Source organism: Streptomyces sp. NBC_00224, from assembly GCF_041435195.1.
GTDB lineage: Bacteria > Actinomycetota > Actinomycetes > Streptomycetales > Streptomycetaceae > Streptomyces.
On the sequence record NZ_CP108106.1, the window covers coordinates 6,747,874 to 6,773,591 of the forward strand.

A 25,718-nucleotide genomic window follows, 5' to 3' on the forward strand; every position below is an offset into this window, starting at 1 on the left:
AACCGTGTGGCTGAAGCGTGTAATTAATAGCTAAAGCTTACGGTGTTGAAGTTACGGTGTCGGGTGCCACCGGCGCACGCGGTTTTCCGGACCGCCCGGTGCGCGCTCTCCTCTCGCCCCCGTTCCCGGCCGGTTCCGCGGTTGTCAGTGGCGGATGGCAGGATCGATGTCATGTCCGATCTGCGCGATCAAGCTCCCGGAGCGGCCGCCGACGCGGCTCCGTACGACGCCCTGCTGCTGCTCTCCTTCGGCGGCCCCGAGGGCCCCGACGACGTGGTCCCGTTCCTGGAGAACGTGACGCGCGGCCGGGGCATCCCCAAGGAGCGGCTCAAAGAGGTGGGGCAGCACTACTTCCTGTTCGGCGGGGTCAGCCCCATCAACGAGCAGAACCGCGCGCTCCTGGACGCGCTGCGCGAGGACTTCGCGAAGAACAGCCTGGACCTCCCGGTCCACTGGGGCAACCGGAACTGGGCGCCGTACCTGACGGACACCCTGCGCGAGATGGCCCTGGCGGGCCACCGCCGTATCGCCGTGCTCACCACCAGCGCCTACGCGTCGTACTCGGGCTGCCGCCAGTACCGCGAGAACCTGGCGGACGCGCTGGCCGCGCTGGAGGCGGAGGGCATCGAGCCGCCGCGCGTGGACAAGCTGCGGCACTACTTCAACCACCCCGGCTTCGTGCGCCCGATGATCGACGGCGTCCTCGCCTCGCTGGCCCGGCTCCCCGAGGAGGTCCGGGCCGGCGCCCACCTCGCGTTCACCACCCACTCGATCCCGGACGCCTCCGCCGACACCTCCGGCCCGGCCGAGGAGCACGGGGAGGGCGGCGCCTATGTGCGCGAGCACCTGGACGTGGCCCGGCTGATCGCCGACGCGGTGGCCGAGGAGGCCGGGGTCGAGCGGCCCTGGGAGCTCGTCTACCAGTCCCGCTCCGGCGCCCCGCACATCCCCTGGCTGGAGCCGGACATCTGCGACCACCTGGAGACGCTGCACGGCAAGGACGTGCCCGCGGTCGTGATGGTGCCCATCGGCTTCGTCTCGGACCACATGGAGGTCCTGTACGACCTGGACACGGAGGCCACCGCCAAGGCCGCCGAGCTCGGTCTGCCGGTCGTGCGGTCGGCCACCGTCGGCGCGGACCCCCGGTTCGCCGCCGCCGTGCGCGAGCTCGTCCTGGAGAGAGCGGCGGCCGAGCGCGGACAGCGCGTCGAGCGCTGCGCCCTCGGCGCGCTCGGCCCCTCGCACGACCTCTGCCCGGTCGGCTGCTGCCCGGCCCGCGCCCCCCGGCCCGCCGCGGCCGGCGCCGACAGCCCGTACGCGTAAGGAGCGACGAATGACCGCGCACCACACCGCTGCTCAGCAGGACGAGCACGCCGGGAACACAGAACTGCTGACGCTGGCCCTGGAGGCGGCCCGCCGGGCCGGGGCGCTGCTGCGGGACGGGCGCCCGGACGACCTGGGCGTCGCCGCCACCAAGACGAGCTCCATCGACGTCGTCACCGAGATGGACATCGCCGCCGAGAAGCTGATCACCGGCTTCCTCTCCGAGCGCCGCCCCGACGACGGCTTCCTCGGCGAGGAGGGCGCCTCCAGTGAGGGCACCAGCGGGATCCGCTGGGTCATCGACCCGCTCGACGGCACCGTCAACTACCTGTACGGACTGCCCACTTGGGCCGTCTCCATCGCCGCCGAGCGCGACGGCGTGCGGGTCGCGGGCGTGGTCGAGGCCCCGATGCGCGGCGAGACGTACCACGCGGTGCTGGGCGGCGGCGCGTTCCTCGGCGAGCGGCGGCTGCGCTGCCGCCCGGCCGCCCCGCTCGAACAGTCCCTGCTCGGCACCGGCTTCGCCTACGTCCAGTCGGTCCGGGCCCACCAGGCGTCCGTCGTGCAGCGGCTGATCCCGCGGTTCCGGGACATCCGGCGCGGCGGCTCGGCGGCGATCGACCTGTGCGACGTGGCGGCCGGCCGCCTGGACGCGTACTACGAGCGCGGTCTGAACCCCTGGGACCTGGCGGCGGGCGACCTCATCGCGCGCGAGGCGGGCGCCCTGACCGGCGGGCGCGCGGGCGACCCGGCCTCCCGGGAGCTGACGATCGCGGCGACCCCGGAGCTCTTCGGCCCGCTCCAGACGCTCCTGGAGGAGTACGGCGCCTGGCACGACTGAGCCGCCCGCCCCCGGACAGCGGAGACCCCCGGCACCGTCCCGCGGTGCCGGGGGTCTCCTCCGGCGCGTCAGTGTGCCGCGGCCGCCACCTCGACGCCGTGTTCGGCGGCGAGGCGATGAAGATCGTCGAGCTCGGCCTGCTCGACCTCCGCGAGGAAGTCGTCGCCGCTCTCACGAGCCTGCGTGAGGTCCGTCTCCGTGGCCCTGATGCGCTGCAGGAGTCCTGCGGTGAATGCGTCCATGATGCGCCCCCTCGTCGTGGGTCGTGGCGGGTGGCACGGGGGTGTGCCGACGGTGGTTCCACGATCACGAGCAGCGGGTAGTGGCATGCCACATACAGGGCGTGATCGCGGGTGTGCAGTCGTCCTCCCCAGGCCCGGTGTACGAGAAACCTCAACTCGCGCGGCAATCCCCGGAATTCCCGGGCGACCCGGGAAGCCGCAGGTCGGGCGGTGGCTGTGCGGCGGCATCGTCTTACCGCCGGTTTATGGCCGTAAGGGGCAGGATGGAAGCACACAGTCACTGCCTCAGCGCCCACAGAACTGCCCGTACGGGCTCAGGAACCGCCCGCGCGGGCCCCAAGGGCGCCCACGGGGCATCAGCGGCCCGCGAGGGCTCACAGGAAGGAAAAGCGCCGTGCGCGTACTCGTCGTCGAGGACGAGCAGCTGCTCGCCGATGCGGTGGCCACCGGACTGCGCCGGGAGGCAATGGCCGTCGACGTCGTGTACGACGGCGCCGCCGCCCTGGAGCGCATCGGGGTCAATGACTACGACGTGGTCGTGCTCGACCGGGACCTCCCGCTGGTGCATGGCGACGACGTCTGCCGCAAGATCGTCGAGCTGGGGATGCCGACCCGGGTCCTGATGCTGACCGCCTCCGGCGACGTCAGCGACCGGGTGGAGGGCCTGGAGATCGGCGCCGACGACTATCTGCCCAAGCCGTTCGCCTTCAGCGAGCTGACCGCCCGGGTGCGGGCCCTTGGCCGGCGTACGACGGTGCCGCTGCCGCCCATCCTGGAGCGCGCGGGCATCAAGCTCGACCCCAACCGGCGCGAGATCTTCCGCGACGGCAAGGAGATCCAGCTGGCTCCCAAGGAGTTCGCGGTCCTGGAGGTGCTGATGCGCAGCGAGGGCGCGGTCGTCTCGGCCGAGCAGCTCCTGGAGAAGGCCTGGGACGAGAACACGGACCCGTTCACCAACGTGGTGCGCGTGACGGTGATGACGCTGCGCCGCAAGCTCGGTGAGCCGCCCGTCATCGTCACCGTGCCGGGCTCGGGATACCGGATCTGACCGCGATGGCCACCACGCCCGCGCCCCCCACGGCGCCACCGAAACCGACCTGGGACCCCAGGGGAGCCGAGCCCCCCTTCCCGTGGGTGCGCCCGACCATCCGCATAAGGCTGACCCTGCTCTACGGCGGCATGTTCATGATCGCGGGCATTCTGCTGCTCTCGATCATCTATCTGCTGGCGGCGACGGCGCTGCGCTCCGGCAACACCCCGTTCAAGATCCTCAGCGGGCAGAACGTGACGGTGTCCAGCGGCAGCTGCCAGGTCCCGGCCACGGGGATCGCCCAGGAGTTCAACGACGCGATCAGCAGGTGCATGGCCCAGCAGCGCCAGCACGCGCTGGACGACCTGCTGACCCGCTCGCTGATGGCGCTGCTCGGCCTCAGCGTCATCGCCTTCGCCTTCGGATACGCGATGGCGGGCCGCGTCCTGTCGCCGCTGGGCCGGATCACCCGCACCGCCCGCCGGGTGGCCGGGACCGATCTGAGCCGGCGGATCGAGCTGGACGGCCCGGACGACGAGCTCAAGGAGCTCTCGGACACCTTCGACGACATGCTGGACCGCTTGGAGCGGGCCTTCACCGCCCAGCAGCGGTTCGTCGCCAACGCCTCGCACGAGCTGAGGACCCCGCTGGCGATCAACCGCACGCTCCTGGAGGTCCACCTCTCCGATCCCGGGGCGCCCATGGAGCTCCACCAGCTGGGCAAGACGCTGCTCGCCACCAACGAGCGCAGCGAGCAGCTGGTGGAGGGCCTGCTGCTGCTGGCCCGCAGCGAGAATGAGATCGTCGACCGCAAGCCGGTCGACCTGGCCGAGGTCGCCTCCCGCGCCCTCGACCAGACCCGCGGCGAGGCCCAGGCCAAGGGCGTGGAGATCCGCGGCGAGCTGGCGCCCGCGGTGGTCCAGGGCAACGGCGTGCTCCTTGAGCGGATCGCCCTGAACCTGGTGCAGAACGCCGTACGCTACAACGTGCCGGAGGACGGCTGGGTCTCGGTGACCACCGAGCTCAGGGACGGCCAGGCGGTCCTGCTGGTGTCGAACACGGGGCCGGTGGTTCCCGCGTACGAGATCGACAACCTCTTCGAGCCGTTCCGGCGGCTGCGGACCGAGCGGACCGGCAGCGACAAGGGCGTCGGCCTCGGCCTGTCCATCGCCCGATCCGTCGCGCGGGCTCACGGAGGCCGTATCATCGCGGAGCCCCGTGAGGGAGGTGGCCTCGTGATGCGTGTCACCCTGCCCGTCTGAGATGCTTTTCGATGCCATCGAGAAGTTCGCTTTGAGCGGAATTTTCGGGACCTGTTCCGAAGATATTCGTGTGTGATCAATCACAGGGACAAAATTCCGGCCATCTACTCTCCGTGATCAAGGCTTCTCCCGGAAAACCGGGAAAAGTCCGGGTTTCCGGGGGGTGAGATCACGGGAAGTACACGGGGTGGCGCCCGTGAAGTGCGACATTCGGACCGTGTACGGTCCCGATCGCCATCCAAGACGATCACTCTTGAGGAGTGCGGCTGGGTGTCGATTGAGTAACAGACCTTGATGTGAGGCAAAATCTCCGCCTCGGGTCGGGCACAAGTCCGGCCTCTCACGCGTTACGTGCGCTGGAGACACCGCAACCACCCAGAGGGGGAGAGCGACATGGCAACGGACTACGACACCCCACGCAAGACCGATGACGACGTCGATTCCGACAGTCTTGAAGAACTGAAGGCCCGGCGGAACGACAAGTCCGCCTCGGCCGTCGACGTCGACGACTTCGAGGCCGCGGAGGGCATGGAACTGCCCGGCGCGGACCTTTCCAACGAGGAACTCGCCGTCCGGGTCCTGCCCAAGCAGGCCGACGAGTTCACCTGCATGAGCTGCTTCCTCGTGCACCACCGCAGCCAGCTGGCCAGGGAGAAGAACGGCCAGCCGATCTGCCGCGACTGCGACTGATCAGGCACGTCCATGAAAGGCGGGGAAGGCGCCGAACCGCCCCGGAAGCGACCGTTCCGGCGAAAGGGTGCCTCGGGTACGCCCGAGGTGTCACAGGGCGGCACAGGCCCGGCAGAGGGCGTCCAGACGCCCGCCGAGCCCTCCGCCCTCCCCGCGGTGAGCTCTGCCGCCCGTGCACATGAGGACGAGCGAGGCCGGCCGGCCTCGCTCGAAGCAGTACTGGACGACCAGGCGGGGCCCGCGGCCGGGGCCCGACGCCTGGACGCCCTGCGCAGAGCAGCCGCCACCAAGGGCGTCCCGGCCCTCAAGAAAGGGGTCCGCAAGAGCGGCGCGGGCGCCAAGGCCGGAATCGCCCACCTCGCCGACCGCGTCATCGAGATCGCCCCACGCATTCCCGTCCGCGACCTGGCGACCCTGCGCGGGCAATTCCCGGGTCTCGGCCCGGAGGAAATCGCGGACAAACTGATCGCGGGCGCCGCGAACGCCACGTCGACGGTGGGCGCGGGCATCGGCGCCGCCGCGATGCTCCCCGTCCCGCCGGCCATGCCGGCCGAGCTGGCCGCCGAGATCACCGGCGTCGCCGCCATCGAACTCAAGCTCATCGCCGAGCTCCACGAGGTCTACGGGTTGCGCCCGCCCGGCAATCTGAAAGAGCGCTCCATGGCGTATCTGACGTCCTGGACCGAGGAGCGCGGCGTCCAGATGACCAAACCGGCGACCATCAATGCCGCGCTCGGCGGCCAGATGAAGCGCGAACTGCGCCAGCAGATCACGAAGCGCATGGTCCGCAATCTGCCGAACCTGACGCCGTTCATGATCGGCGCGGCGGTGGGTGCGGTGATGAACCGGCGAGACACGAAGAAGGTCGCGGCGCATGTCCGCGACGATCTGCGCAAGCACGCGGTTCCCTGGGAGGCGCTGCCCGCGCTCCCGGCCCTGGAGCAGCCCGCCGACCCCTTGCGGCCGGGTGAGCTCCCGAAGGAACTCGGCCGTTAGGCCGTGGGCGCGGGGCTCTGCCCCGGACCCCGCTCCTCAATCGCCGGAGGGGCTGATTTCCCCAGTGCCGCCTTGAGGGCCTGAGGGTCCCTGGTGGAGATGTAGGCGTACGGGGTCGGGTCATCGGGGTCGGTGATCGCCACCCGCACCGCCGTCGGGATGTAGCTGCGCAGCAGCATGAAGGCGCGTGGGTCGGCCTTGTGCAGCCGCCAGGCCCGGGCCTCCTCCGCGTCCAGCACCTCGGGCTCGCCGAGCGCCGTCACCGGGATCCGGGCGTCGCCCGCCACCAGTGTGCCCGCCACGACCCGGATCCGTACCGACCCGTACGAACTCACCACCATCGCGGCCGCGGCCGTCCCGCCGATGAGGCCCGCCAGGAGCGGCAGGCCGCCCAGCGGCAGCAGCATCAGCGCGCAGGCCACCCCGACCAGGGCGGCGATCAGCCACCACGAGCGGGGGGCGGTGAGGCGTTCGGTGTACTGAGGGGCGTTCGGCTGCATGACAGCAAGCTTGGCACGGCGCGACCGGCGCCCTGGACCGCGGGTAAGGTCAGCGGCTGTGACTGCTAGATCTGCGTCTTTGACGCCCCCGGCCGACGCGAAGCCGCCGGTCCGGCACCCCGACGCGCCCGCCCCGGGCGAGCTGCTCGGCGCGCATTACGAGCACTGCTTCGGCTGCGGCGGCGGACAGCCCCACGGACTGCACCTGGAGGCGCGGGCCGGCGCGGGCGTGACCGTCACCGCCGAGTTCACCGTGCGCCCCGCCCACCAGGGCGCCCCCGGCCTCGCGCACGGCGGGGTGCTCGCCACGGCGCTCGACGAGACGCTCGGCTCGCTGAACTGGCTGCTGCAGACGATCGCGGTGACCGGCCGCCTGGAGACCGACTTCGTACGGCCAGTGCCGGTGGACACCGTGCTGTTCCTGGAGGCCGAGGTCACCGCCGTCGACGGGCGGAAGATCTACTCCAGGGCGACCGGGCGGATAGGCGGCCCCGACGGGCCGGTGGCGGTCCGGGCCGACGCCCTCTTCATCGAGGTGAAGGTCGACCACTTCATCGAGAACGGCCGTCCGCAGGAGATCCAGGCCGTCATGTCCGACCCCGACCAGGTCAGGCGCGCCCGCGCCTTCGAGGTGAACCCGTGACCCGTAACCCCGTAGACGTCCTCATCCGCCGAGTCGACCCGCAGGTGCCGATCCCGGCGTACGGGCACCCCGGCGACGCGGGGGCCGACCTCGTCACCACCGAGGCCGCCGAGCTCGCCCCCGGGGAGCGGGCCGTCCTGCCCACCGGGGTGAGTATCGCCCTGCCCGACGGGTACGCGGCCTTTGTGCATCCGAGGTCCGGCCTGGCCGCACGCTGCGGTGTCGCCCTGGTGAATGCCCCGGGGACGGTGGATGCCGGGTACCGTGGGGAAATCAAGGTGATCGTGGTCAATCTCGACCCGCGCGAGACCGTGCGGTTCGAGCGATTCGACCGGATTGCCCAACTTGTCGTCCAGCAGGTCGAGAAGGTGCGCTTCCACGAGGTGGCGGAGCTTCCCGGCTCGGCGCGGGCCGAGGGGGGCTTCGGTTCCACCGGCGGTCATGCCGCTGTGGACGGCACTACGGGTGGGAATCGATACGCTTCGGTCGTATCCGACCGGGAAGGACAGTGACGTGTTCGGACGTCGCAAGAAGAGCGGCTCCGCCGAAGACACGGCGGGCGAGGCCGAGCAGGTCGTCGACGGCATCGATGCCGAAGATGCCGACTACGCCGATGACACCGCCGACGCGGACGAGCCGCGCAGGATGAACCTGCCGCCGGCGCCCCGGCCGAACGGTCCGTGGGACATCTCCGAGGTCACCGAGGCCGGAGAGGGCCGCGTCGACCTGGGCGGCCTGTTCGTCCCCGGAGTCGAGGGCATGGAGCTGCGGGTCGAGGTCGCGGGCGACGCGATCGTCGCGGCGACCGTCGTGCTGCGCGACAGCGCTGTACAGCTGCAGGCCTTCGCGGCCCCCAAGAACGAGGGCATCTGGGGCGAGGTCCGCGAGGAGATCGCCTCCGGCATCACCCAGCAGGGCGGCATCATCGACGAGGTCGAGGGCCCGCTCGGCTGGGAGCTGCGCGCCCAGGTGCCGGTCCAGCTCCCGGACGGTACGAACGGGGTGCAGCTGGTCCGCTTCGTGGGCGTGGACGGGCCGCGCTGGTTCCTGCGCGGTGTGATCTCCGGCCAGGGCGCGGTGCAGCCGCAGGCCGCGGGGCTCCTTGAGCAGATCTTCCAGGACGCGGTCGTGGTCCGCGGCGAGGGCCCGATGGCCCCGCGCGACCCGATCGTCCTGAAGCTGCCGGACGACGCGCAGATGATGCCCGACGGCGTCCAGCAGGAGGAGCAGGAGGGCTCGCGCTTCTCCGGCGGCATGGGCCAGCTCCAGCGCGGCCCGGAGATCACCGAGGTGCGCTGACCGGTTCCGGTCTTCCGGCGGGCCGTACCCCTTCGCGGGGTGCGGCCCGTCGGCGTTTTCGAACCCCGTACGCATTGCCCGGACGGGCGCCGCCTGCACATACTGGCGCGGCCGGGGACAAGACGTACGGGGGAGCGGACATGAGCGAGAGCACCAGCGGGCGCGGCACGGCCGTCGTGGCGGAGCCGAACACCGGGCCGATGGTCCGCGTCGAGGACCTGCGCCGCTCGTACGGCGAAGGAGCCGCCGCCGTCCACGCGCTGCGCGGGGTGTCCTTCGAGGTGCCGCGCGGCGAGCTCGTCGCCCTCAAGGGGCGTTCCGGATCGGGCAAGACGACGCTGCTCAACCTGGTCGGCGGGCTCGACCGGCCCGACGGCGGCCGGATCACCGTCGACTCCACCGACCTGGCCGACCTCGGCGAGGACGGCCTGCTGGCGCTGCGCCGCGACCGCATCGGCTTCATCTTCCAGTCCTTCGGACTGATCCCGATCCTGTCGGCGGCCGAGAACGTCGGCGTCCCGATGCGGCTGCGCAAGGCCGACCCGCGCGAGCGCGACGCGCGCGTGGAGCTGCTGCTCGCCCTGGTCGGGCTCGGCGACCACGCCCAGCAGCGCCCCGGCGAGCTCTCCGGCGGCCAGCAGCAGCGGGTCGCCATCGCCCGCGCGCTCGCCAACCGGCCGGCGCTCCTGATCGCCGACGAGCCCACCGGCCAGCTGGACGCCGAGACCGGGCTCGCGGTCATGGAGCTGCTGCGCGCGGTCGTGCGCAGCGAGGGCGTCACCGCCCTGGTCGCCACCCACGACACCCAGCTGCTCGGGCTCGCGGACCGCGTCCTGGAGCTGAGCGACGGGCGGATCACCGACCACGGCTGAGCGCCCCGGGCCCCACCCCGCGTATCAGAATCGCGTCAATACGGCAGCTCAGCGGCACCCCCGGTCCGATTTGCCGGGATTGGGGGCCGTAAGGTCGGCACCGGGTACGCAGCAGTTCTCTGAAAGACAATGGGGCCATGGCACGCGGCAAGCTACGGATATACCTCGGTTCGGCACCGGGCGTCGGCAAGACGTACGCGATGCTGTCCGAGGGCCACCGGCGCGTGGAACGCGGCACCGACTGCGTGGTGGCGTTCGTGGAGCACCACGGGCGCCCGCGCACCGAGGTGATGCTGCACGGCCTGGAGCAGATCCAGCGCCGCACCATCGAGTACCGCGGCTCGGTCTTCACCGAGATGGACGTCGACGCGGTCCTGGAGCGCAGGCCCGCCGTCGCCCTGGTGGACGAGCTCGCCCACACCAATGTGCCCGGCTCGCGCAACACCAAGCGCTGGCAGGACGTCGAGGAGCTGCTCCAGGCGGGCATCGACGTGGTGTCGACCGTCAACATCCAGCACCTGGAGTCACTGGGCGACGTCGTCGAGTCGATAACCGGCGTGCGCCAGCGCGAGACCGTGCCCGACGAGGTGGTGCGGCGGGCGAACCAGATCGAGCTCGTCGACATGTCGCCGCAGGCGCTGCGCCGCCGGATGGCACACGGCAACATCTACAAGTCCGACAAGGTCGACGCGGCCCTGTCCAACTACTTCCGCCCCGGCAATCTGACCGCGCTGCGCGAGCTCGCGCTGCTGTGGGTCGCGGACCGGGTCGACGAATACCTCCAGCAGTACCGGGGCGAGCACAACATCCGCTCCACCTGGCAGGCCCGGGAGCGGATCGTCGTCGGTCTGACCGGCGGGCCCGAGGGCCGCACCCTGATCCGGCGCGCGGCCCGGATGGCCGCCAAGGGCTCCGGCAGCGAGATCCTCGCGGTGTACGTGGCCCGCAGCGACGGGCTGACCTCGGCCTCGCCCAAGGAGCTGGCCGTCCAGCGCACCCTGGTCGAAGACCTCGGCGGATCGTTTCATCACGTCATAGGCGACGACGTCCCCGCCTCCCTCCTGGAGTTCGCCCAGGGCGTCAACGCCACCCAGATCGTCCTCGGCTCCAGCCGCCGCAAGGCCTGGCAGTACGTCTTCGGGCCGGGCGTCGGCGCCACCGTGGCCCGCGAGTCCGGGCACGACCTGGACGTGCACATCGTCACCCACGAAGAGGTCGCCAAGGGGCGCGGGCTTCCGGTGGCGCGCGGCGCGCGGCTCGGGCGGGCCCGGAGCATCTGGGGCTGGCTCTCGGGCGTCGCCGGACCCGCGCTGCTCACCCTGCTGCTGACCAACGTCGACGCGGACCTCGGGCTCGCCAACGACATGCTGCTCTTCCTGACGCTCACGGTCGCCGCGGCCCTGCTCGGCGGGCTCCTCCCGGCGCTCGCCTCCGCCGCCTTCGGCTCGTTCCTGCTGAACTACTACTTCACCCCGCCCGTCCACCAGATCACCATCGCGGACCCCAAGAACATCCTCGCCATCGCGATCTTCTTCCTGGTGGCGGTCTCGGTGGCCTCCGTCGTCGACCTCGCGGCCCGCCGCACCCACCAGGCGGCCCGGCTGCGCGCCGAGTCCGAGATCCTCTCGTTCCTGGCGGGCAGCGTGCTGCGCGGCGAGACCACGCTGGACGCGCTCCTGGAACGGGTCCGAGAGACCTTCGCCATGGAGTCCGTGGCCCTCCTGGAGCGGGCGGGCGACGTGGAGCCGTGGACCCGCGCGGGGAGCGTCGGCCCGCACCCCGTGGCCCGCCCCGAGGACGCCGATGTCGACATGCCGGTCGGCGACCACATGGCACTGGCCCTCAGCGGCCGGGTGCTGCCCGCCGAGGACCGCCGGGTGCTCGGCGCCTTCGCCGCCCAGGCCGCCGTCGTACTCGACCGCCAGCGCCTGGTCGACGAGGCCGAGGAGTCGCGCAAGCTCGCCGAGGGCAACCGCATCCGCACCGCGCTGCTCGCCGCCGTCAGCCACGACCTGCGCACCCCGCTGGCCTCCATCAAGGCCGCCGTCACCTCGCTGCGCTCCGACGACGTCGAATGGTCCGAGGACGACGAGGCCGAGCTCCTGGCGGGCATCGAGGACGGCGCCGACCGGCTCGACCACCTCGTCGGCAACCTGCTCGACATGTCCCGCCTCAACACCGGCACCGTCAGGCCGATCATCCGCGAGATCGACCTCGACGAGGTCGTCCCGATGGCGCTCGGCGGCGTCCCGGAGGACAGCGTCGAGCTGGACATCCCCGAGAGCCTGCCGATGGTCGCCGTCGACTCCGGGCTCCTGGAGCGGGCCGTCGCCAACATCGTCGAGAACGCCGTCAAGTACAGCCCCGACGCCACGCCCGTCCTGGTGGCCGCCAGCGCCCTCGGCGACCGTGTGGAGGTCCGGGTGGCCGACCGCGGCCCCGGCGTCCCGGACGAGAGCAAGGAACGGATCTTCGAGCCCTTCCAGCGGTACGGTGACGCTCCGCGCGGCGCCGGGGTGGGACTGGGGCTCGCGGTCGCCCGGGGATTCGTCGAGTCGATGGGCGGCACCCTCACCGCCGAGGACACCCCCGGCGGCGGAATGACCATGGTGCTCACCCTCAGGGCGGTGCCCGGCCCCGGCCCGGTCGTCGCCGACCTCTCCGCCCAGGTCACCTCGTGACCCTCGGCCCACGGCAGAAAGCAGGATCCGCATGACCCGGGTGCTGGTGGTGGACGACGAGCCGCAGATCGTCCGCGCCCTCGTGATCAACCTCAAGGCGAGAAAGTACGAGGTGGACGCGGCCCCCGACGGGGCCACCGCCCTCCAGCTCGCGGCCGCCCGCCACCCCGACGTGGTCGTCCTGGACCTCGGCCTGCCCGACATGGACGGCGTCGAGGTGATCAAGGGGCTGCGCGGCTGGACCCGGGTGCCGATCCTGGTGCTCTCCGCCCGCCACACCTCCGACGAGAAGGTCGAGGCGCTGGACGCGGGCGCCGACGACTACGTCACCAAGCCGTTCGGCATGGACGAGCTGCTCGCCCGGCTGCGGGCGGCCGTCCGCCGCGCCGAGCCGGTCGGCGGCGAGGGCGCGGACGACGTGGTGACGGTGGAGACCGAGGGCTTCACGGTCGACCTGGCCGCGAAGAAGGTCAACCGGGAGGGCCGGGACGTACGCCTCACGCCCACCGAGTGGCACCTCCTGGAGGTGCTGGTCCGCAACACCGGCCGACTGGTCAGCCAGAAGCAGCTCCTCCAGGAGGTCTGGGGCCCCTCCTACGGGACGGAGACGAACTACCTGCGCGTCTACATGGCCCAGCTGCGCCGCAAGCTGGAACTGGACCCCGCCCACCCGCGCCACTTCATCACCGAGCCGGGGATGGGGTACCGCTTCGAGCGCTGAGCCGTGGAGATCTGCTGGGGGTCCGGGGGTCGCCCCCCGGGAGACGCAGCATCACCGAGCCGGGGATGGGGTACCGGTTCGAGCGGTGAGCGGGGCGTGTTCGGGCGGTGAGCAGGGTGTGAGCGGGCCTGCGCAGGGGGAGCGCGGACACCTCCCGTGCCGGTGGGGGCCGGTACGCTTTCTGTATGAGTGCTGACCTTCGAACCGAGAAGCCCGCGGGGCGCTTCCGCCGGATGCTCGACCGGCTGTCCACCTCGCAGGAAGAGCTGCACTCCGCGGAACTGCAGGAGGACACGCAGGCCACGGGGTGCACCCGCATCTCCGACTGCGACGACCGCCAGATAGTCAAGGTGACTGGTACCTTGCGGACGGTCACCCTGCGCCCGAGGGCGGGCGTCCCGGCGCTGGAAGCCGAGCTCTTCGACGGGACCGCCCCACTGGACGTGGTGTGGCTGGGACGGCGCTCGATCGTGGGCATAGAGCCGGGCCGCAAGCTGATCGCCTCGGGCCGGATCTCGATGAGTCACGGCCGACGGGTGCTGTTCAACCCCAAATACGAACTCCGACCGCTCGGACAGGAGTAGCCGGTGACGTCAGTCGACAAGCCGACCACCACGACCGCCGCCAAGCACGCGCGCACCGCACCGGACGCCGACGCCAAAGCCGTCACCGAAGCCGCGCTCTTCGAGGCGTTCGGCGGGATCCGGGGCATGGTGGAGACGTGCCTGCCCGGGCTCCTCTTCGTCACGATCTTCACGGTCAACAAGGACCTGCACAGCTCGGCGATCGCCGCCGTCGCGGTCTCTCTGCTGCTCCTCGTGGTCCGGCTGATCCGCAAGGACACCGTCAAGCACGCCTTCAGCGGCGTCTTCGGCGTGGCCTTCGGCGTGGTCTTCGCGATGATGACGGGCAACGCGAAGGACTTCTATCTGCCGGGCATGCTCTACACCCTGGGCCTGGCCGTCGCGTATCTGGTGACGACGCTCTTCGGGGTCCCGCTGATCGGGCTGATGCTGGGCCCGGTCTTCAAGGAGAACCTGTCCTGGCGCACCAGGAACCCCGGCCGCAAGAAGGCGTACGCGAAGGCCAGTTGGGCCTGGGGCCTGATCCTGCTCGCCAAGTGCGCGATCCTCTTCCCGCTCTACTGGTGGGCCAACACCTCCCAGCTCGGCTGGGTGCTGATCGCCCTGAAGATCCCGCCGTTCCTGCTGGCGGTCTGGCTGACCTGGATCTTCCTGGCCAAGGCCCCGCCGCCCATCGACGTGTTCGCGGAGATGGAAGCGGAAGAGGAGGCCGCGAAGGCGGCCAAGGCCGCCGAGGCGGCCGGAAGCTGAGCTCATGTCAGAGGGCCCGGGGTGCACGCACCCCGGGCCCCTCTCACGTACGACCGTCAGCTCGCGGCGTCATCCCGCCGCACCGACAGCAGGTCCTCCAGCTGCTCCTCCTGGGCCTGCGCGGCGACGAACAGCAGCTCGTCGCCCGCCTCCAGGGTCTCCTCCGGCTGCGGAGTGAGCACCCGGGTGCCCCGGATGATCGTGACCAGCGAGGTGTTGTCGGGCCAGGCCACGTCCCCGACCTGGGTGCCCGCCAGCGCCGACTCCGGCGGCAGCGTCAGCTCGACCAGGTTGGCGTCGCCGTGGCTGAAGCGCAGCAGCCGTACCAGGTCGCCGACGCTCACCGCCTCCTCGACCAGCGCCGACATCAGCCGCGGGGTCGAGACGGCGACGTCCACGCCCCACGACTCGTTGAACAGCCACTCGTTCTTCGGGTTGTTGACCCGGGCGACCACGCGCGGCACGCCGTACTCGGTCTTCGCGAGCAGCGAGACGACCAGGTTGACCTTGTCGTCGCCGGTGGCCGCGATGACCACGTTGCAGCGCTGGAGCGCCGCCTCGTCCAGCGAGGTGATCTCACAGGCGTCGGCGAGCAGCCACTCCGCCTGCGGCACCCGCTCCACCGAGATGGCGGTGGGCGCCTTGTCCACGAGGAGCACCTCGTGACCGTTCTCCAGAAGCTCGCCCGCGATGGAACGACCCACCGCGCCGGCCCCGGCAATCGCGACGCGCATCAGTGATCGCCCTCCTCGGGACCCTGGGCGAAGGCCGCCTCGACCTTCTCGACCTCGTCCGTACGCATCATCACGTGGACGAGGTCGCCTTCCTGCAGGACCGTCTGGGAGCTCGGCAGCACCGCTTCGCCCAGCCGGGTGAGGAACGCGACGCGCACGCCCGTCTCCTCCTGCAGCTTGCTGATCTTGTGGCCGATCCAGGCCGTGGAGGTGTGCACCTCCGCCAGCTGCAGCGCGCCGCTCGGGTCGCTCCACAGCGGCTCCGAGCCGGACGGCAGCAGCCGTCGCAGCATCTGGTCGGCGGTCCAGCGGACCGTGGCGACCGTCGGGATGCCGAGCCGCTGGTACACCTCGGCGCGGCGCGGGTCGTAGATGCGGGCCGCGACGTTCTCGATCCCGAACATCTCGCGGGCCACCCGGGCCGCGATGATGTTGGAGTTGTCGCCGCTGGAGACCGCCGCGAACGCGCCGGCCTCCTCGATCCCCGCTTCACGCAGGGTGTCCTGGTCGAAGCCGACGCCGGTGACCCGGCGCCCGCTGAACCCGGAACCGAGCCGGCGGAAGGCCGTGGGGTCCTGGTCGATGACGGCGACCGTGTGCCCCTGCTGCTCCAAGGTCTGCGCGAGAGCGGCTCCCACTCGCCCGCAGCCCATGATGACGATGTGCACGTCCCCTCACATACTTCCTTGTCGGCGTTGCCCGGTGACGAGCTTATGCGGCTCGCGGCGGGATGCACTCACCAGCGTCGGTACTTCCGCGGGCGCAGTCGGTGAGCCTCCCACCGGACGACGCCCCGCCGCACATCCGTCGCGCAGGCTGAGACGCGTGAAAACGACAAGGCGTTCACTCCCGCCGCACACCGCGTCCGCCGGGGCGGTGGAGCACCCCCGCGCGGGCACCGCCGAGCGGCTCTGTCTGGCCACCGCGGCCGTCCTGTTCGCCTCCGGTCTGTTCCATCTGGGCGTGTTCGCGGTGGCGGGCGGCCCCTGGGACGGGCCGGTCTCCTGGCGCAAGCCCGCCACCTTCGGCCTGTCCTTCGGCCTCACCCTGGCCGCGCTGACCTGGGTGACCTCGTACGTACGGACCGGGCCGCGCACCCGGACGGCCCTGCTCGGCCTGCTGGCCGCCGACAGCGTCCTGGAAGTGGCCGGGATCACCCTCCAGGCATGGCGGAAAGTGCCCTCGCACCTCGACATGGAGACGCCGTTCGACTCGGCCGTCTCGATGACGCTGGCCGTCGGCGGGGGCCTGCTCGTGGTGATCCTCACGTGGTTCGCGGCCGCCGCGTTCCGCCGCCCGCCGTCCGGACCGGCCGGGATGGCGCTCGCGGTCCGGGCGGGCTTCGCGATCCTGCTGGTCGCTCTCGCCTCCGGCGCCGCGATGATCGCCCGCGGCGTGGTGCTCACCCGCACCGGCCACCAGCTCGACGCCTACGCCTCGACCGCGCCGCTCAAGCCGCTGCACGGCGTGAGCCTGCACGCGGTCCTGGTCCTGCCCGCTCTCGCGTGGCTGCTGTCCCGTACGTCACTCGGCGCCGAGAACCGCGAGCGGACGGTGGCCGCGGCGACCGGCTGCTACCTGATCGCGGTCGTCGTCACGGCCGTGTGGGCGGCTCTCTCGTACTGATGGGGGGTGGCGGGTGGGCCGTGTCAATCCGCAGCCCCTACTCTTCTCTGTTGTGTCCAAACTGACCGACGTGCCCAAACGGATCCTGATCGGCCGGGCGCTGCGCAGCGACAAGCTGGGAGAAACGCTCCTCCCCAAGCGCATCGCGCTCCCCGTCTTCGCGTCCGACCCGCTCTCGTCCGTTGCGTACGCGCCCGGAGAAGTCCTCCTGGTGCTCTCCGTGGCGGGTGTGTCGGCGTACCACTTCAGCCCCTGGATCGCGGTCGCGGTCGTGGTGCTCATGTTCACCGTGGTCGCCTCGTACCGGCAGAACGTGCACGCCTACCCCAGCGGCGGTGGTGACTACGAGGTTGCCACCACCAACCTGGGGCCCAAGGCCGGACTCACCGTCGCCAGCGCGCTCCTCGTCGACTACGTCCTGACCGTCGCCGTCTCGATCGCCTCCGGCATCGAGAACCTCGGCTCGGCCGTCCCGTTCGTCGTCGAGCACAAGGTGCTCTGCGCGGTCGTCGTCATCGTGCTGCTCACGCTGATGAACCTGCGCGGCGTGAAGGAGTCGGGCAACCTCTTCGCCATCCCCACGTACGTCTTCGTGGGCGGCGTCTTCGTCATGATCGCGTGGGGCGCCTTCAAGGGCATGGTCCTCGACGACACGATGAAGGCCCCGACGGCCGACTACACGATCCACGCCGAGCACCAGGGCCTGGCGGGCTTCGCGCTCGTCTTCCTGCTGCTGCGCGCCTTCTCCTCCGGCTGTGCCGCGCTCACCGGCGTCGAGGCGATCAGCAACGGCGTCCCGGCCTTCCGCAAGCCCAAGTCCAAGAACGCGGCGACCACCCTCGCCCTGATGGGCGGCCTCGCGGTCACCATGTTCTGCGGCATCATCGCGCTGGCCATGACCACCAAGGTGCGGATGGCCGAGAAGCCCGCCACCGACCTGCTCAGCAACGGCGTCCCGGTCGGCGACGGCTACGTCCAGAACCCGGTGATCTCCCAGGTCGCGGAGGCCGTCTTCGGCAAGGGCAGCTTCCTCTTCATCATCCTGGCCGCGGCCACCGCGCTGGTCCTGTTCCTGGCCGCCAACACCGCGTACAACGGCTTCCCGCTGCTCGGCTCGATCCTCGCCCAGGACCGCTATCTGCCGCGCCAGCTGCACACCCGCGGCGACCGCCTCGCGTTCTCCAACGGCATCGTGCTGCTGGCCGGGGCCGCGATCCTGCTCGTGGTGATATACGGCGCGGACTCGACCCGGCTGATCCAGCTCTACATCGTCGGCGTCTTCGTCTCGTTCACCCTGAGCCAGACCGGCATGGTCCGGCACTGGAACCGGCACCTCGCCACCGAGCAGGACCCGGCCAAGCGCCGCCGCATGGTCCGCTCCCGCGCGATCAACACCTTCGGCGCCTTCTTCACCGGGCTCGTCCTGGTCGTCGTCCTCGCCACCAAGTTCACCCACGGTGCCTGGGTCGCCCTGATGGGCATGGTGATCTTCTACGGAACGATGACCGCGATCCGCAAGCACTACGACAAGGTGGCCGACGAGATCGCGGCGGCCGAGGAGCGCCCGGACGAGTACGTCCGCCCCTCGCGCGTGCACTCCGTGGTCCTGGTCTCCAAGCTCCACAAGCCGACCCTGCGCGCCCTCGCCTACGCCAAGCTGCTGCACGCCAACCAGCTGGAGGCGATCAGCGTCAGCGTCGACGCGGCCGAGACCAAGGCGCTCAAGGACGAGTGGGAGCGGCGCGGCATCGACGTACCGCTGAAGATCATCGACTCGCCGTACCGCGAGATCACCCGCCCGGTCATCGAGTACGTCAAGGGTCTGCGCCGCGAGAGCCCGCGCGACGCGGTCAGCGTCTACATCCCCGAGTACGTGGTGGGCCACTGGTACGAGCACCTGCTGCACAACCAGAGCGCACTGCGCCTGAAGGGCCGCCTGCTCTTCACGCCGGGCGTGATGGTGACGTCCGTCCCCTACCAGCTCCAGTCCTCCGAGGCCGCCAAGAAGCGGGCCCGCAAGCGGCAGGACTGGAACGCGCCGGGTTCGGTGCGGCGGGGCCCGGTGGCGCCGCAGCGCCCGAAGGAGCCTAGCGGGAAGGGCTGAGCGGGTAGGGCTGAGCGGTCCGCTCGCCGACGTAGACTGGGGGGCTGCCGTCCGTATGCGGACGGCAGCCCCTCCCTCACCACTTCTGGAGTCACCCCCACATGCAGAACGAGTCTGAGCCTTCGTCTTCGCTGGTCGGGGAGGAGTACGAGGTCGAGGTCGGCCCCGTGGCGCACGGTGGCCACTGCATCGCCCGCACGGAGCAGGGCCGGGTGCTGTTCGTGAGGCACGCGCTGCCGGGTGAGAAGGTCGTGGCCCGCGTGACGGAGGGCGAGGAGGACTCCCGCTACCTGCGCGCGGACGCGGTCGAGGTGTTGTCGCCGTCCAAGGACCGGGTCGAGGCGCCGTGCGTGTTCGCGGGCCCCGGCAAGTGCGGGGGCTGCGACTGGCAGCACGCGAAGCCGGGCGCGCAGCGCCGCTTCAAGGGCGAGGTCATCGCCGAGCAGCTGCAGCGGCTCGCCGGACTGACGCCCGAGGAGGCCGGCTGGGACGGCACGGTCATGCCGGCCGAGGGCGACAAGCTCCCCGCGGGCCAGGTCCCGGCGTGGCGCACCCGCGTCCAGTACGCCATCGACGAGGACGGCCACGCCGGCCTGCGCAAGCACCGCTCGCACGACGTCCAGGTGATCGACCACTGCATGATCGCGGCGCCCGGCGTCAGCGAGCTCGGCATCGAGAAGCGCGAGTGGCCGCAGATGGAGTCGGTCGAGGCGATCGCCGCGACGGGCTCGCACGACCGCCAGGTCGTACTGACCCCGCGCACCGGCGGCCGCCTCCCGCTGGTCGAACTCGACAAGCCGGTCTCGGTCCTCCGGGTGGAGGAGAAGGACGGCGGCGTCCACCGCGTCCACGGCCGAGCCTTCGTCCGCGAGCGCGCCGACGAGCGCACCTACCGCGTGGGCATGGGCGGCTTCTGGCAGGTCCACCCGCAGGCCGCGGACACCCTGGTCAAGGCCGTGATGCAGGGCCTGATGCCGCGCAAGGGCGAGATGGCGCTGGACCTGTACTGCGGTGTCGGCATCTTCGCGGGCGCCCTCGCCGAGCGCCTCGGCGAGACCGGCGCCGTCCTGGGCATCGAGTCGGGCAAGCGCGCGGTGGAGGACGCCCGCCACAACCTGGCCGACTTCCCCCGCGTCCGCGTCGAACAGGGCAAGGTCGAGCAGGTCCTGCCCCGCACGAAGATCACCGAGGCAGACCTGATCGTCCTCGACCCGCCGCGCGCGGGCGCGGGCAAGCAGACGGTGCGCTACCTGTCGGGCTTGGGCGCGCGCCGCATCGCGTACGTCGCTTGCGATCCGGCGGCGCTGGCGCGGGATCTGGGGTATTTCCGGGAGGGGGGGTATCGGGTGCGGACGCTTCGGGCGTTTGATCTGTTTCCTATGACGCATCATGTGGAGTGCGTCGCGATCCTTGAGCCTGCCGAAAAGGGCGCCTGACCTGCGGTTTCACCGAGTGTGCATTATGTGCGTTGTGGGCGTTACGGGCGATATCTTGACGCATATTCGACGCACGTGAGGCCCTTCTGACGCACGTTTGACGCACGTTCTGATGGTGCGTCAGGCTGTTGTTCTTGCAGGTGGCGGTGCGTCGGGTGTGGGTCTTCGGGGTTACGTCTTTACCGTCTCTTGGTGAAAATCCGTGGGTAGTGGCCCGATTCGGGGCTCAGTAGGAGCGGGGGCCGTAGGGGCTCCAGTGGCCGAGGAAGGGCTTGAGGTCGTCGCCGCTGGGCTTCGGTGGGCTGGGCAACTTCGGCGCTGAGGCGGAGTCGGTGAGGTGCTGGAGGTGAGCGTCTGCGAAGGCTAGCCACGCCTCGATCTCGGTCCTTTCTTGTCCAGGCGGCAGTGATGTGGCGTGGTCGCGTACTGCTGTGACGTAATCGGTCAGGCGCTTGGCCTGGTGCCAGGCGTCTGCCTGTTCTCCGAGGTGATTGACGCGATAGGCGTGGGCGTATGCGGCGCGTGCTTCCTGCATGGAGGCTTCCCAGCGCCGCTGCTGCTCCTCGCGGGTTTGCTGGTCTGCGCGGCGTTTGCGTTCGGCGGCCTCGCCGCGGAGGTCGACTTCCTGCGCGATTTCGGCGAGTTGGTCCTCCAGTGGCCGGTCGGGGAGGTCAGCCCATTCGCTGGCGCGATGCGGGTTGCCGCCACGGAGAATGAAACGCAGGCGGTTTGAGGGGGTGTAGTCGAAGCGGGCGATGCGCATCCATGAGTACTTCTTGGCGTCGGCGAGTTCCTTGTCGGTGGGGACGTGTTCGCTGCGGTCCTGTTCTTGGAGGACGAGGAATCCGATACTTTCGCCTTGGGTGGTGATGGTGAAGTGCGGTGGTGCGCTGCGGCGCCGATGGGGTGGGGGAGCGCCTTGTGTGGTTCCGAGCGCTGCCTTATTGCCTTGTGTTTCGGAGGCGGTGATGAGGGCCTGGATGATGCGCAAGGCTCGGCCTTGGACGGGTTTGGTCAGACCCATGGGTTGCGGCAGTTTTTGAAGGGTGGTCACGACGGAGTGGGGTTTGGTGAGTCTGACCGGAACGGGCAGCGGGGCGAGTTCGGCGAGGCGCCAGGCGGGGATGTCGACGAGTTTGATTTCGTAGCCGCGGTGGGTGCGGTATCCGTGGAGTTCCTGCGTGTGGGGGATCTTGCCGGACTTGCGGGCGGCGTTGACTCGTGACGTCCAATTCACTGCGTGTGGGCCGGATTCGAGGGGTTTGATGAGACAGCCGTCGTTCGCGGCCAGTTCTTCGAGGAGCTGGTCCGCGTAGTTCGTACGGGCCTTCGGCGCTGTCTTAGGCCGTGATGGCGCCGCTCGTCGGCCGGGCCGCGCAGGCGGTTCAGTACTCGGCTCCAGAGGGCAGATGCCACGTTCGGTGAGATGCCGCCGCCCTTTGTCGGTGAGACGGGCGCTCCAATACCCGCGGTGTTTGGTGATTTTGACGAGCCCTCGGCTTTGCAGGGCCTGAGCGCTGACCTTGTACGTACTGTCCGGCCAGACTCCGTCGGGACACCCTTGGCTCACCCAGTCGAGCACCGCCTGCTGCCGGTCGTTGAGGAGCTGGTTCATGTGGTTCTCCCGCGGTCCCGGGTGCGCTGCCCTGGGAACAATGCCCACTGCTCCCGAGGGAATTCGGGACGTGCCGAGAGGCCCCCTCGTTCTGGGTTCCTCGGCTGGGCACCATCAGTCAGGTCGGGCCGCGATGCCGCCGAGCGCGCGGGACGGGGTGTGCAGGTGAGTGCGACGTGGGCGGCGTCATATCTGCGGGGTCTTTCGGGAGGGACAGTGGCTCGACAGGACCTGGCGGTTGACCATCGACTGTGTCCATGCCTGGCAGAAATGCATGATCAGGATCGGTGTGAGCGCGCTGGGCACGCTGGGCACGCTCAGGTACCGGGAGGATATGACGCCGGGTGAGTTCAGCGACGTCGATCATGGGGGCAGAGGCAATGCGGTCGAGGAGTTCTGCCTGCTGAGGTTCCAGGGCTGTGAGATGCCTGAGTACGGCGAGGACTTCGACGAGTTCCCGGCTCCAGTCGGGTTCCCAGCGCTCGGGACGTTCACGGTCCAGTTCGCTGGTTACTTTGCCGGCGGCGCGGTCGCTGCGGTAGGCGAGCCAGCTGTCGAGCACGTTGCGCCCGCCCGTGGAGTAGTTGCGCATGCGTGCAGTGACACCAGTGAAGATGCCGCCTTCGATGACAAGTCGCTGACCTTCGCTGTCAAAGCTGATGGCCGAAGGGAGCTTATCGGGCGCGACTTCTCGGGCATACGTGATCTCGGGGCATAGACGACGCCACCAGTTCGATGTGCCGGCCGGGCGACCGTCGGCGGGGTCGATGCAGCGTGAGCCAAATGTCGAGGCCCACAGTATGTGGTGTCCCAGGCTGGCTGCCTCGTGCCAGAGTCCGCGATCGGCGGTCAGGGGGATGCGTACGCCGAGGGAGTTGAGGTCGTCCGCGTAGCGCTCGGTGAAGGCTGGATGGGCAGTGACAGCAGCGATGTAGGCGAGCAAGTCCTTCGGGAGAACTTGCAGTAGGCCGTATGAGTTGGCGAGGTGGGGTAGGAGCCCTGGTGTGATGTTGGGGGTTCGGTCGGCGTGCAGGAGCGGCAGGACGCGGCCGCCGTTTCCCTTGAAGTAGTCGTTGTCCGGAACGAGGGCGGTGAAGAGCAGAGCTGGGCCGGTCTGTAGTCGTTGGGTGTGCTGCTCGACTGCGAAGATTTGGCCGTCGATGTCGGCCTGCCACAACTCGGGGCGAGAGAAGTCGATGACGCGGCCGTCGGGTATGAGCCATTGGCGGTCCAGGGCTCTACGGGCAATGCGTATCGGAGTAGGGCAGGGGCCGTGCTCTATGCGCAGGCAGGTCGGTGGGTGGGGATGCCCGGGAATCTGGAGAGCTTCCTTGTCCAGGGTACGGTCTCGGGTCTCTTTGAACAGTTCCTGTTTCGTTACGGGGTCGCCTTCTTGGACGAGGCGGTTCCAACGTATGTGCAGGATGGATTTGGACGGACTGATGACCCAGTTCCGGTTGGGCTTGATGCCAGGCTTACACCAAGGCATTAGTTCGGTGAGGGCGGGGAAGGTGTCCCAATCGCTTTGGGGAGCAGGTGTGAAAGGAACGGGCTCGACAGGCCGGGAAGTGCGCCAGCCGGGACCGTCGATGTGCAGGTTGTGTAGTTGCTTCTCTTTGCTCTGTCGGGTGCCATGGACGGCTACGTAGTGGATGGGGGCCATGTCCTCTTGCCGCTCGCCTTGTCGGCGGACGAAGATGGCGATGGCCAACTCCTGCTGTACTCCAGGGAAGAAGCGGCTGTTGAGCGGGGGTCTTTTGGTCTCGGGTGTGAGGTCGACGATCCAGCCCTCGGTGCAGGTACGCCGAAGGTAGGAACGCATCCCCTGGAAGCCGGCACCGCGGATGAAGCCGCCGGTGCTGACGAAGCAGACGACGCCGTGGCGGTGATCGTCGTGCTGGTCGAAGACCTTGTGGGTGGCCCAGCGCCAGAAGTAGGTGCAGAGGCTTTTCAGTTTGTTCTCGTACACGCCTGCTGCGCCGCGCAGTCGGAAGTCGTCCAGGGGCGGTGAGCCTCGGCCCGGTGAGCCCTTCTCGATCCATCCGCCCTGGCCCTCTGCCTGTTCGCGGTGGGGAGGGTTGCCGATGACGACGGTGATGCGTTCGTTGCGTTGGATAGTGCTGGCTGCCTCGGCGTCGTCGCGTAAAGGACCCCACAAGGCGCCGTAGCGGTCGAAGAGTTCACTGGGCCGCCACGGATCAGCGAGAGTGTCGGCTAGGTGCAGGCGCATGTCACGCAGCCGGACTCGGGCATTGAGGTGCTTGAGCATCTGCCCTACGCGCATCTGAGCAACGGCAAAGGCGCCCATCTGCTTTTCGAATCCGATCAGTCGGCTTGCGAGTTCTTGCACGGATTCGGCGCGGAAGCCTTCGTTGCCACCCTCGGACTGTTTGCGGGCGACGAGTTCGATGATGCCGGTGAGGAAGGTGCCGGTTCCCATCGACGGGTCGATGATGGAAACACCAGGGTCGGCGAAGCCATCCGGGCAGTCCAGAGTGGTTGCCAGTACCTCATCAACCAGCCGGATCATCTCTGTCACCAGCGGGGCCGGGGTGTAGTAGGTGCCGGAGTCCTTGCGCAACTCGGCGTCGTACTCCTGCAGGAAGTGCTCGTAGAGATGGATGTGGAAGCCGGGTTCGCCGGTGAGGGCACTTCTCCAGTCGATGGCATCAATGACGCGGACGAGCATGTCAAGGCTGTCGCGGAATTCTCCCTCCACCTGGTCGGTGAGGATCTGCAAGGCGCGGCCCATGACGGAGTGCTCGGCCCCGAGTCGTCGGCCTATCTCGTGCAGGCTCATGCCGACCAGTGCCTTGTCGCTGCCGCCTGTGGTGTCGGAACCGGCTAGCAGGAGGGCGAAGGTGACGGACTGTGCGTAGCGGTCGGCAAAGGTCGCGCGCTTGTCCCGGTCATCCGTGGTCGGGAAGAGATCAACTTCAAGTGTGGAGGCCAGGTCAGTGAACGGGCGCTGGTGGCGTGGCAGGCCCGCTTCGGCATCGAGGCGATCGTGAACAGCATCACGCAGGAGCGTGCATAGCGGGGCGATTTGGGAGACCACTTCTCGCATTGACGTCAGTGGGTGGGGCTGCCAGCCGAAGAATGCGACAAGCATCGCCTCGAAGGCGGTCTCGCTGGCGACCGGAAGCCGTAGGCGGGAGCCGGCGCTGTGTAGATCACCTTCGAAGTGGATGGCGTCGCCGTACTGCCGACCCGAGCGGTACATGATCCACGTCTGGCCGTTCGTGTAGATCAGGTTGGGCAGTTTCGCCATGCCTTCCCATTGGCGGTGGTCGCGCTGGTTCAGGCCGCCAGGATGGATCGTGCTCTTGTCGGGGCTTTTCAGCTCGACGTAGCCGACGATGTTGCGTGGTGATTTTCCAATCCGCACTGCCAGGTCAGGGCGTATCCGGTGCGTGGCAATGGCCACCTCGGCATGTAAGACCGCTCGCAGTCCCAACACCCCTGCTGCATCGATGAGAAGGGTTTCGACTGCTCGGCGGATGGCGGCTTCCTTCTGCCCGTGCAGCAACGCCTGCTTACATGTCGCACCGAATTCGCTGACGATGCTCCGAAACCGCTCCTTGCGCTGCATCCCGCCCCCCGAGGTCAGCACACCCCCACGCCTTCTTCAACTCACGGTAAGCACAGCATCACTTCTCGTCGAGAGTGCCTCCCAGCCCAAGGTGCCGAGTCCGGGTGGCGATCCTGGGCCAGGGTGAGGCCGAGTGCCGTCCCCCGACGAGCCTGTAGGGGGCCCTGGTCCAACTCC

Annotated in this window: 23 protein-coding genes; 17 read left to right on the forward strand and 6 right to left on the reverse strand. The window is 69.6% G+C overall.

All coding sequences use genetic code 11. The annotated features are described in order from the left end of the window. Nucleotides 1–171: 171 nt before the first annotated feature. Entirely contained in the window at nt 172–1,323 is a 1,152-nt protein-coding gene (locus tag OG965_RS30170) for a ferrochelatase (RefSeq protein ID WP_371655190.1), read from the forward strand. A 10-nt stretch (nt 1,324–1,333) separates the two neighbouring features. Then, the gene (locus OG965_RS30175; protein WP_371655191.1) at nt 1,334–2,164 is read left to right on the forward strand and encodes an inositol monophosphatase family protein; all 831 of its coding nucleotides are present in this window, start codon (nt 1,334–1,336) and stop codon (nt 2,162–2,164) included. Nucleotides 2,165–2,232: 68 nt separating this feature from the next. Here the strand turns inward: OG965_RS30175 and OG965_RS30180 are convergent, their stop codons facing one another. Continuing rightward, nucleotides 2,233–2,406 (reverse strand): hypothetical protein, encoded by a 174-nt coding sequence (locus tag OG965_RS30180; RefSeq protein ID WP_371655192.1) that lies wholly within the window; start codon nt 2,404–2,406, stop codon nt 2,233–2,235. A 394-nt stretch (nt 2,407–2,800) separates the two neighbouring features. On the opposite strand from OG965_RS30180, the gene OG965_RS30185 reads away from it, so the two are divergent. From OG965_RS30185 to OG965_RS30200, 4 genes are all read left to right on the forward strand, one after another. Beyond that, nucleotides 2,801–3,454, forward strand: coding sequence for a response regulator transcription factor (locus OG965_RS30185; protein ID WP_101390599.1), 654 nt, complete (start codon nt 2,801–2,803; stop codon nt 3,452–3,454). A 5-nt stretch (nt 3,455–3,459) separates the two neighbouring features. Further along, nucleotides 3,460–4,698 (forward strand): sensor histidine kinase, encoded by a 1,239-nt coding sequence (locus OG965_RS30190; RefSeq protein WP_371655193.1) that lies wholly within the window; start codon nt 3,460–3,462, stop codon nt 4,696–4,698. 393 nt (nt 4,699–5,091) lie between these two features. After that, nucleotides 5,092–5,388, forward strand: a complete 297-nt coding sequence (locus OG965_RS30195) for a DUF4193 domain-containing protein (protein WP_067165176.1) — start codon at nt 5,092–5,094, stop codon at nt 5,386–5,388. Nucleotides 5,389–5,400: 12 nt separating this feature from the next. Further along, nucleotides 5,401–6,384, forward strand: a complete 984-nt coding sequence (locus OG965_RS30200; RefSeq protein ID WP_371655194.1) for a hypothetical protein — start codon at nt 5,401–5,403, stop codon at nt 6,382–6,384. On the opposite strand, the gene OG965_RS30205 is transcribed toward OG965_RS30200, so the two are convergent. Continuing rightward, on the reverse strand, nt 6,381–6,884 hold the full coding sequence (locus OG965_RS30205) for a DUF3093 domain-containing protein (RefSeq protein ID WP_371655195.1): 504 nt from the start codon (nt 6,882–6,884) through the stop codon (nt 6,381–6,383). The two genes, OG965_RS30200 and OG965_RS30205, sit on opposite strands and share 4 nt — an antisense overlap. Nucleotides 6,885–6,942: 58 nt before the next feature. Here OG965_RS30205 and OG965_RS30210 point away from each other — a divergent pair, with 58 nt between their 5' ends. From OG965_RS30210 to OG965_RS30245, 8 genes are all read left to right on the forward strand, one after another. Further along, complete coding sequence (locus OG965_RS30210; protein WP_283141049.1) at nt 6,943–7,527, forward strand: PaaI family thioesterase; 585 nt, start codon at nt 6,943–6,945, stop codon at nt 7,525–7,527. After that, a complete protein-coding gene (gene dut, locus OG965_RS30215) occupies nt 7,524–8,039 on the forward strand; it encodes a dUTP diphosphatase (protein ID WP_067165186.1) in 516 nt (171 codons plus the stop codon). Before OG965_RS30210 ends, dut begins: the two co-directional genes overlap by 4 nt. A gap of 1 nt (nt 8,040) precedes the next feature. Next, nucleotides 8,041–8,826, forward strand: coding sequence for a DUF3710 domain-containing protein (locus tag OG965_RS30220; protein WP_371655196.1), 786 nt, complete (start codon nt 8,041–8,043; stop codon nt 8,824–8,826). Nucleotides 8,827–8,966: 140 nt separating this feature from the next. After that, complete coding sequence (locus tag OG965_RS30225) at nt 8,967–9,698, forward strand: ABC transporter ATP-binding protein (RefSeq protein WP_371655197.1); 732 nt, start codon at nt 8,967–8,969, stop codon at nt 9,696–9,698. A gap of 137 nt (nt 9,699–9,835) precedes the next feature. Continuing rightward, the gene (locus OG965_RS30230) at nt 9,836–12,379 is read left to right on the forward strand and encodes an ATP-binding protein (protein WP_371655198.1); all 2,544 of its coding nucleotides are present in this window, start codon (nt 9,836–9,838) and stop codon (nt 12,377–12,379) included. Nucleotides 12,380–12,410: 31 nt separating this feature from the next. Beyond that, nucleotides 12,411–13,100 (forward strand): response regulator, encoded by a 690-nt coding sequence (locus OG965_RS30235; RefSeq protein WP_371655199.1) that lies wholly within the window; start codon nt 12,411–12,413, stop codon nt 13,098–13,100. A gap of 185 nt (nt 13,101–13,285) precedes the next feature. Then, nucleotides 13,286–13,684 (forward strand): OB-fold nucleic acid binding domain-containing protein, encoded by a 399-nt coding sequence (locus OG965_RS30240; RefSeq protein WP_079126363.1) that lies wholly within the window; start codon nt 13,286–13,288, stop codon nt 13,682–13,684. Between the two features lie 3 nt (nt 13,685–13,687). After that, the gene (locus OG965_RS30245) at nt 13,688–14,434 is read left to right on the forward strand and encodes a DUF3159 domain-containing protein (RefSeq protein ID WP_371655200.1); all 747 of its coding nucleotides are present in this window, start codon (nt 13,688–13,690) and stop codon (nt 14,432–14,434) included. 56 nt (nt 14,435–14,490) lie between these two features. Here OG965_RS30245 and OG965_RS30250 read toward each other — a convergent pair whose 3' ends face one another. Both OG965_RS30250 and OG965_RS30255 read right to left on the reverse strand, forming a co-directional pair. Then, nucleotides 14,491–15,168: a TrkA family potassium uptake protein gene (locus OG965_RS30250; protein ID WP_371655201.1), complete on the reverse strand. Its 678-nt coding sequence runs from the start codon at nt 15,166–15,168 to the stop codon at nt 14,491–14,493. After that, nucleotides 15,168–15,836, reverse strand: a complete 669-nt coding sequence (locus tag OG965_RS30255; protein ID WP_371655202.1) for a TrkA family potassium uptake protein — start codon at nt 15,834–15,836, stop codon at nt 15,168–15,170. The genes OG965_RS30250 and OG965_RS30255 overlap by 1 nt, the downstream gene beginning before the upstream one ends. A 208-nt stretch (nt 15,837–16,044) precedes the next feature. On the opposite strand from OG965_RS30255, the gene OG965_RS30260 reads away from it, so the two are divergent. From OG965_RS30260 to OG965_RS30270, 3 genes are all read left to right on the forward strand, one after another. After that, nucleotides 16,045–16,794 (forward strand): hypothetical protein, encoded by a 750-nt coding sequence (locus OG965_RS30260; protein WP_371657104.1) that lies wholly within the window; start codon nt 16,045–16,047, stop codon nt 16,792–16,794. 52 nt (nt 16,795–16,846) lie between these two features. Further along, the gene (locus OG965_RS30265) at nt 16,847–18,898 is read left to right on the forward strand and encodes an APC family permease (protein ID WP_371655203.1); all 2,052 of its coding nucleotides are present in this window, start codon (nt 16,847–16,849) and stop codon (nt 18,896–18,898) included. A 101-nt stretch (nt 18,899–18,999) separates the two neighbouring features. Next, nucleotides 19,000–20,334 (forward strand): class I SAM-dependent RNA methyltransferase, encoded by a 1,335-nt coding sequence (locus OG965_RS30270; protein WP_371655204.1) that lies wholly within the window; start codon nt 19,000–19,002, stop codon nt 20,332–20,334. 226 nt (nt 20,335–20,560) lie between these two features. On the opposite strand, the gene OG965_RS30275 is transcribed toward OG965_RS30270, so the two are convergent. Further along, the gene (locus OG965_RS30275; RefSeq protein ID WP_371655205.1) at nt 20,561–21,949 is read right to left on the reverse strand and encodes a hypothetical protein; all 1,389 of its coding nucleotides are present in this window, start codon (nt 21,947–21,949) and stop codon (nt 20,561–20,563) included. Nucleotides 21,950–22,067: 118 nt separating this feature from the next. After that, nucleotides 22,068–25,541: a type ISP restriction/modification enzyme gene (locus tag OG965_RS30280; protein ID WP_371655206.1), complete on the reverse strand. Its 3,474-nt coding sequence runs from the start codon at nt 25,539–25,541 to the stop codon at nt 22,068–22,070. Between the last annotated feature and the right edge of the window lie 177 nt (nt 25,542–25,718).

Coding starts and splice junctions, on each gene's coding strand:
- OG965_RS30170 (WP_371655190.1), top strand. CDS start 172: ATGTCCGATCTGCGCGATCAAGCTCCCGGAGCGGCCGCCGACGCGGCT.
- OG965_RS30175 (WP_371655191.1), top strand. CDS start 1,334: ATGACCGCGCACCACACCGCTGCTCAGCAGGACGAGCACGCCGGGAAC.
- OG965_RS30180 (WP_371655192.1), bottom strand. CDS start 2,406: ATGGACGCATTCACCGCAGGACTCCTGCAGCGCATCAGGGCCACGGAG.
- OG965_RS30190 (WP_371655193.1), top strand. CDS start 3,460: ATGGCCACCACGCCCGCGCCCCCCACGGCGCCACCGAAACCGACCTGG.
- OG965_RS30195 (WP_067165176.1), top strand. CDS start 5,092: ATGGCAACGGACTACGACACCCCACGCAAGACCGATGACGACGTCGAT.
- OG965_RS30200 (WP_371655194.1), top strand. CDS start 5,401: ATGAAAGGCGGGGAAGGCGCCGAACCGCCCCGGAAGCGACCGTTCCGG.
- OG965_RS30205 (WP_371655195.1), bottom strand. CDS start 6,884: ATGCAGCCGAACGCCCCTCAGTACACCGAACGCCTCACCGCCCCCCGC.
- OG965_RS30225 (WP_371655197.1), top strand. CDS start 8,967: ATGAGCGAGAGCACCAGCGGGCGCGGCACGGCCGTCGTGGCGGAGCCG.
- OG965_RS30230 (WP_371655198.1), top strand. CDS start 9,836: ATGGCACGCGGCAAGCTACGGATATACCTCGGTTCGGCACCGGGCGTC.
- OG965_RS30235 (WP_371655199.1), top strand. CDS start 12,411: ATGACCCGGGTGCTGGTGGTGGACGACGAGCCGCAGATCGTCCGCGCC.
- OG965_RS30240 (WP_079126363.1), top strand. CDS start 13,286: ATGAGTGCTGACCTTCGAACCGAGAAGCCCGCGGGGCGCTTCCGCCGG.
- OG965_RS30250 (WP_371655201.1), bottom strand. CDS start 15,168: ATGCGCGTCGCGATTGCCGGGGCCGGCGCGGTGGGTCGTTCCATCGCG.
- OG965_RS30270 (WP_371655204.1), top strand. CDS start 19,000: ATGCAGAACGAGTCTGAGCCTTCGTCTTCGCTGGTCGGGGAGGAGTAC.
- OG965_RS30275 (WP_371655205.1), bottom strand. CDS start 21,949: ATGAACCAGCTCCTCAACGACCGGCAGCAGGCGGTGCTCGACTGGGTG.
- OG965_RS30280 (WP_371655206.1), bottom strand. CDS start 25,541: ATGCAGCGCAAGGAGCGGTTTCGGAGCATCGTCAGCGAATTCGGTGCG.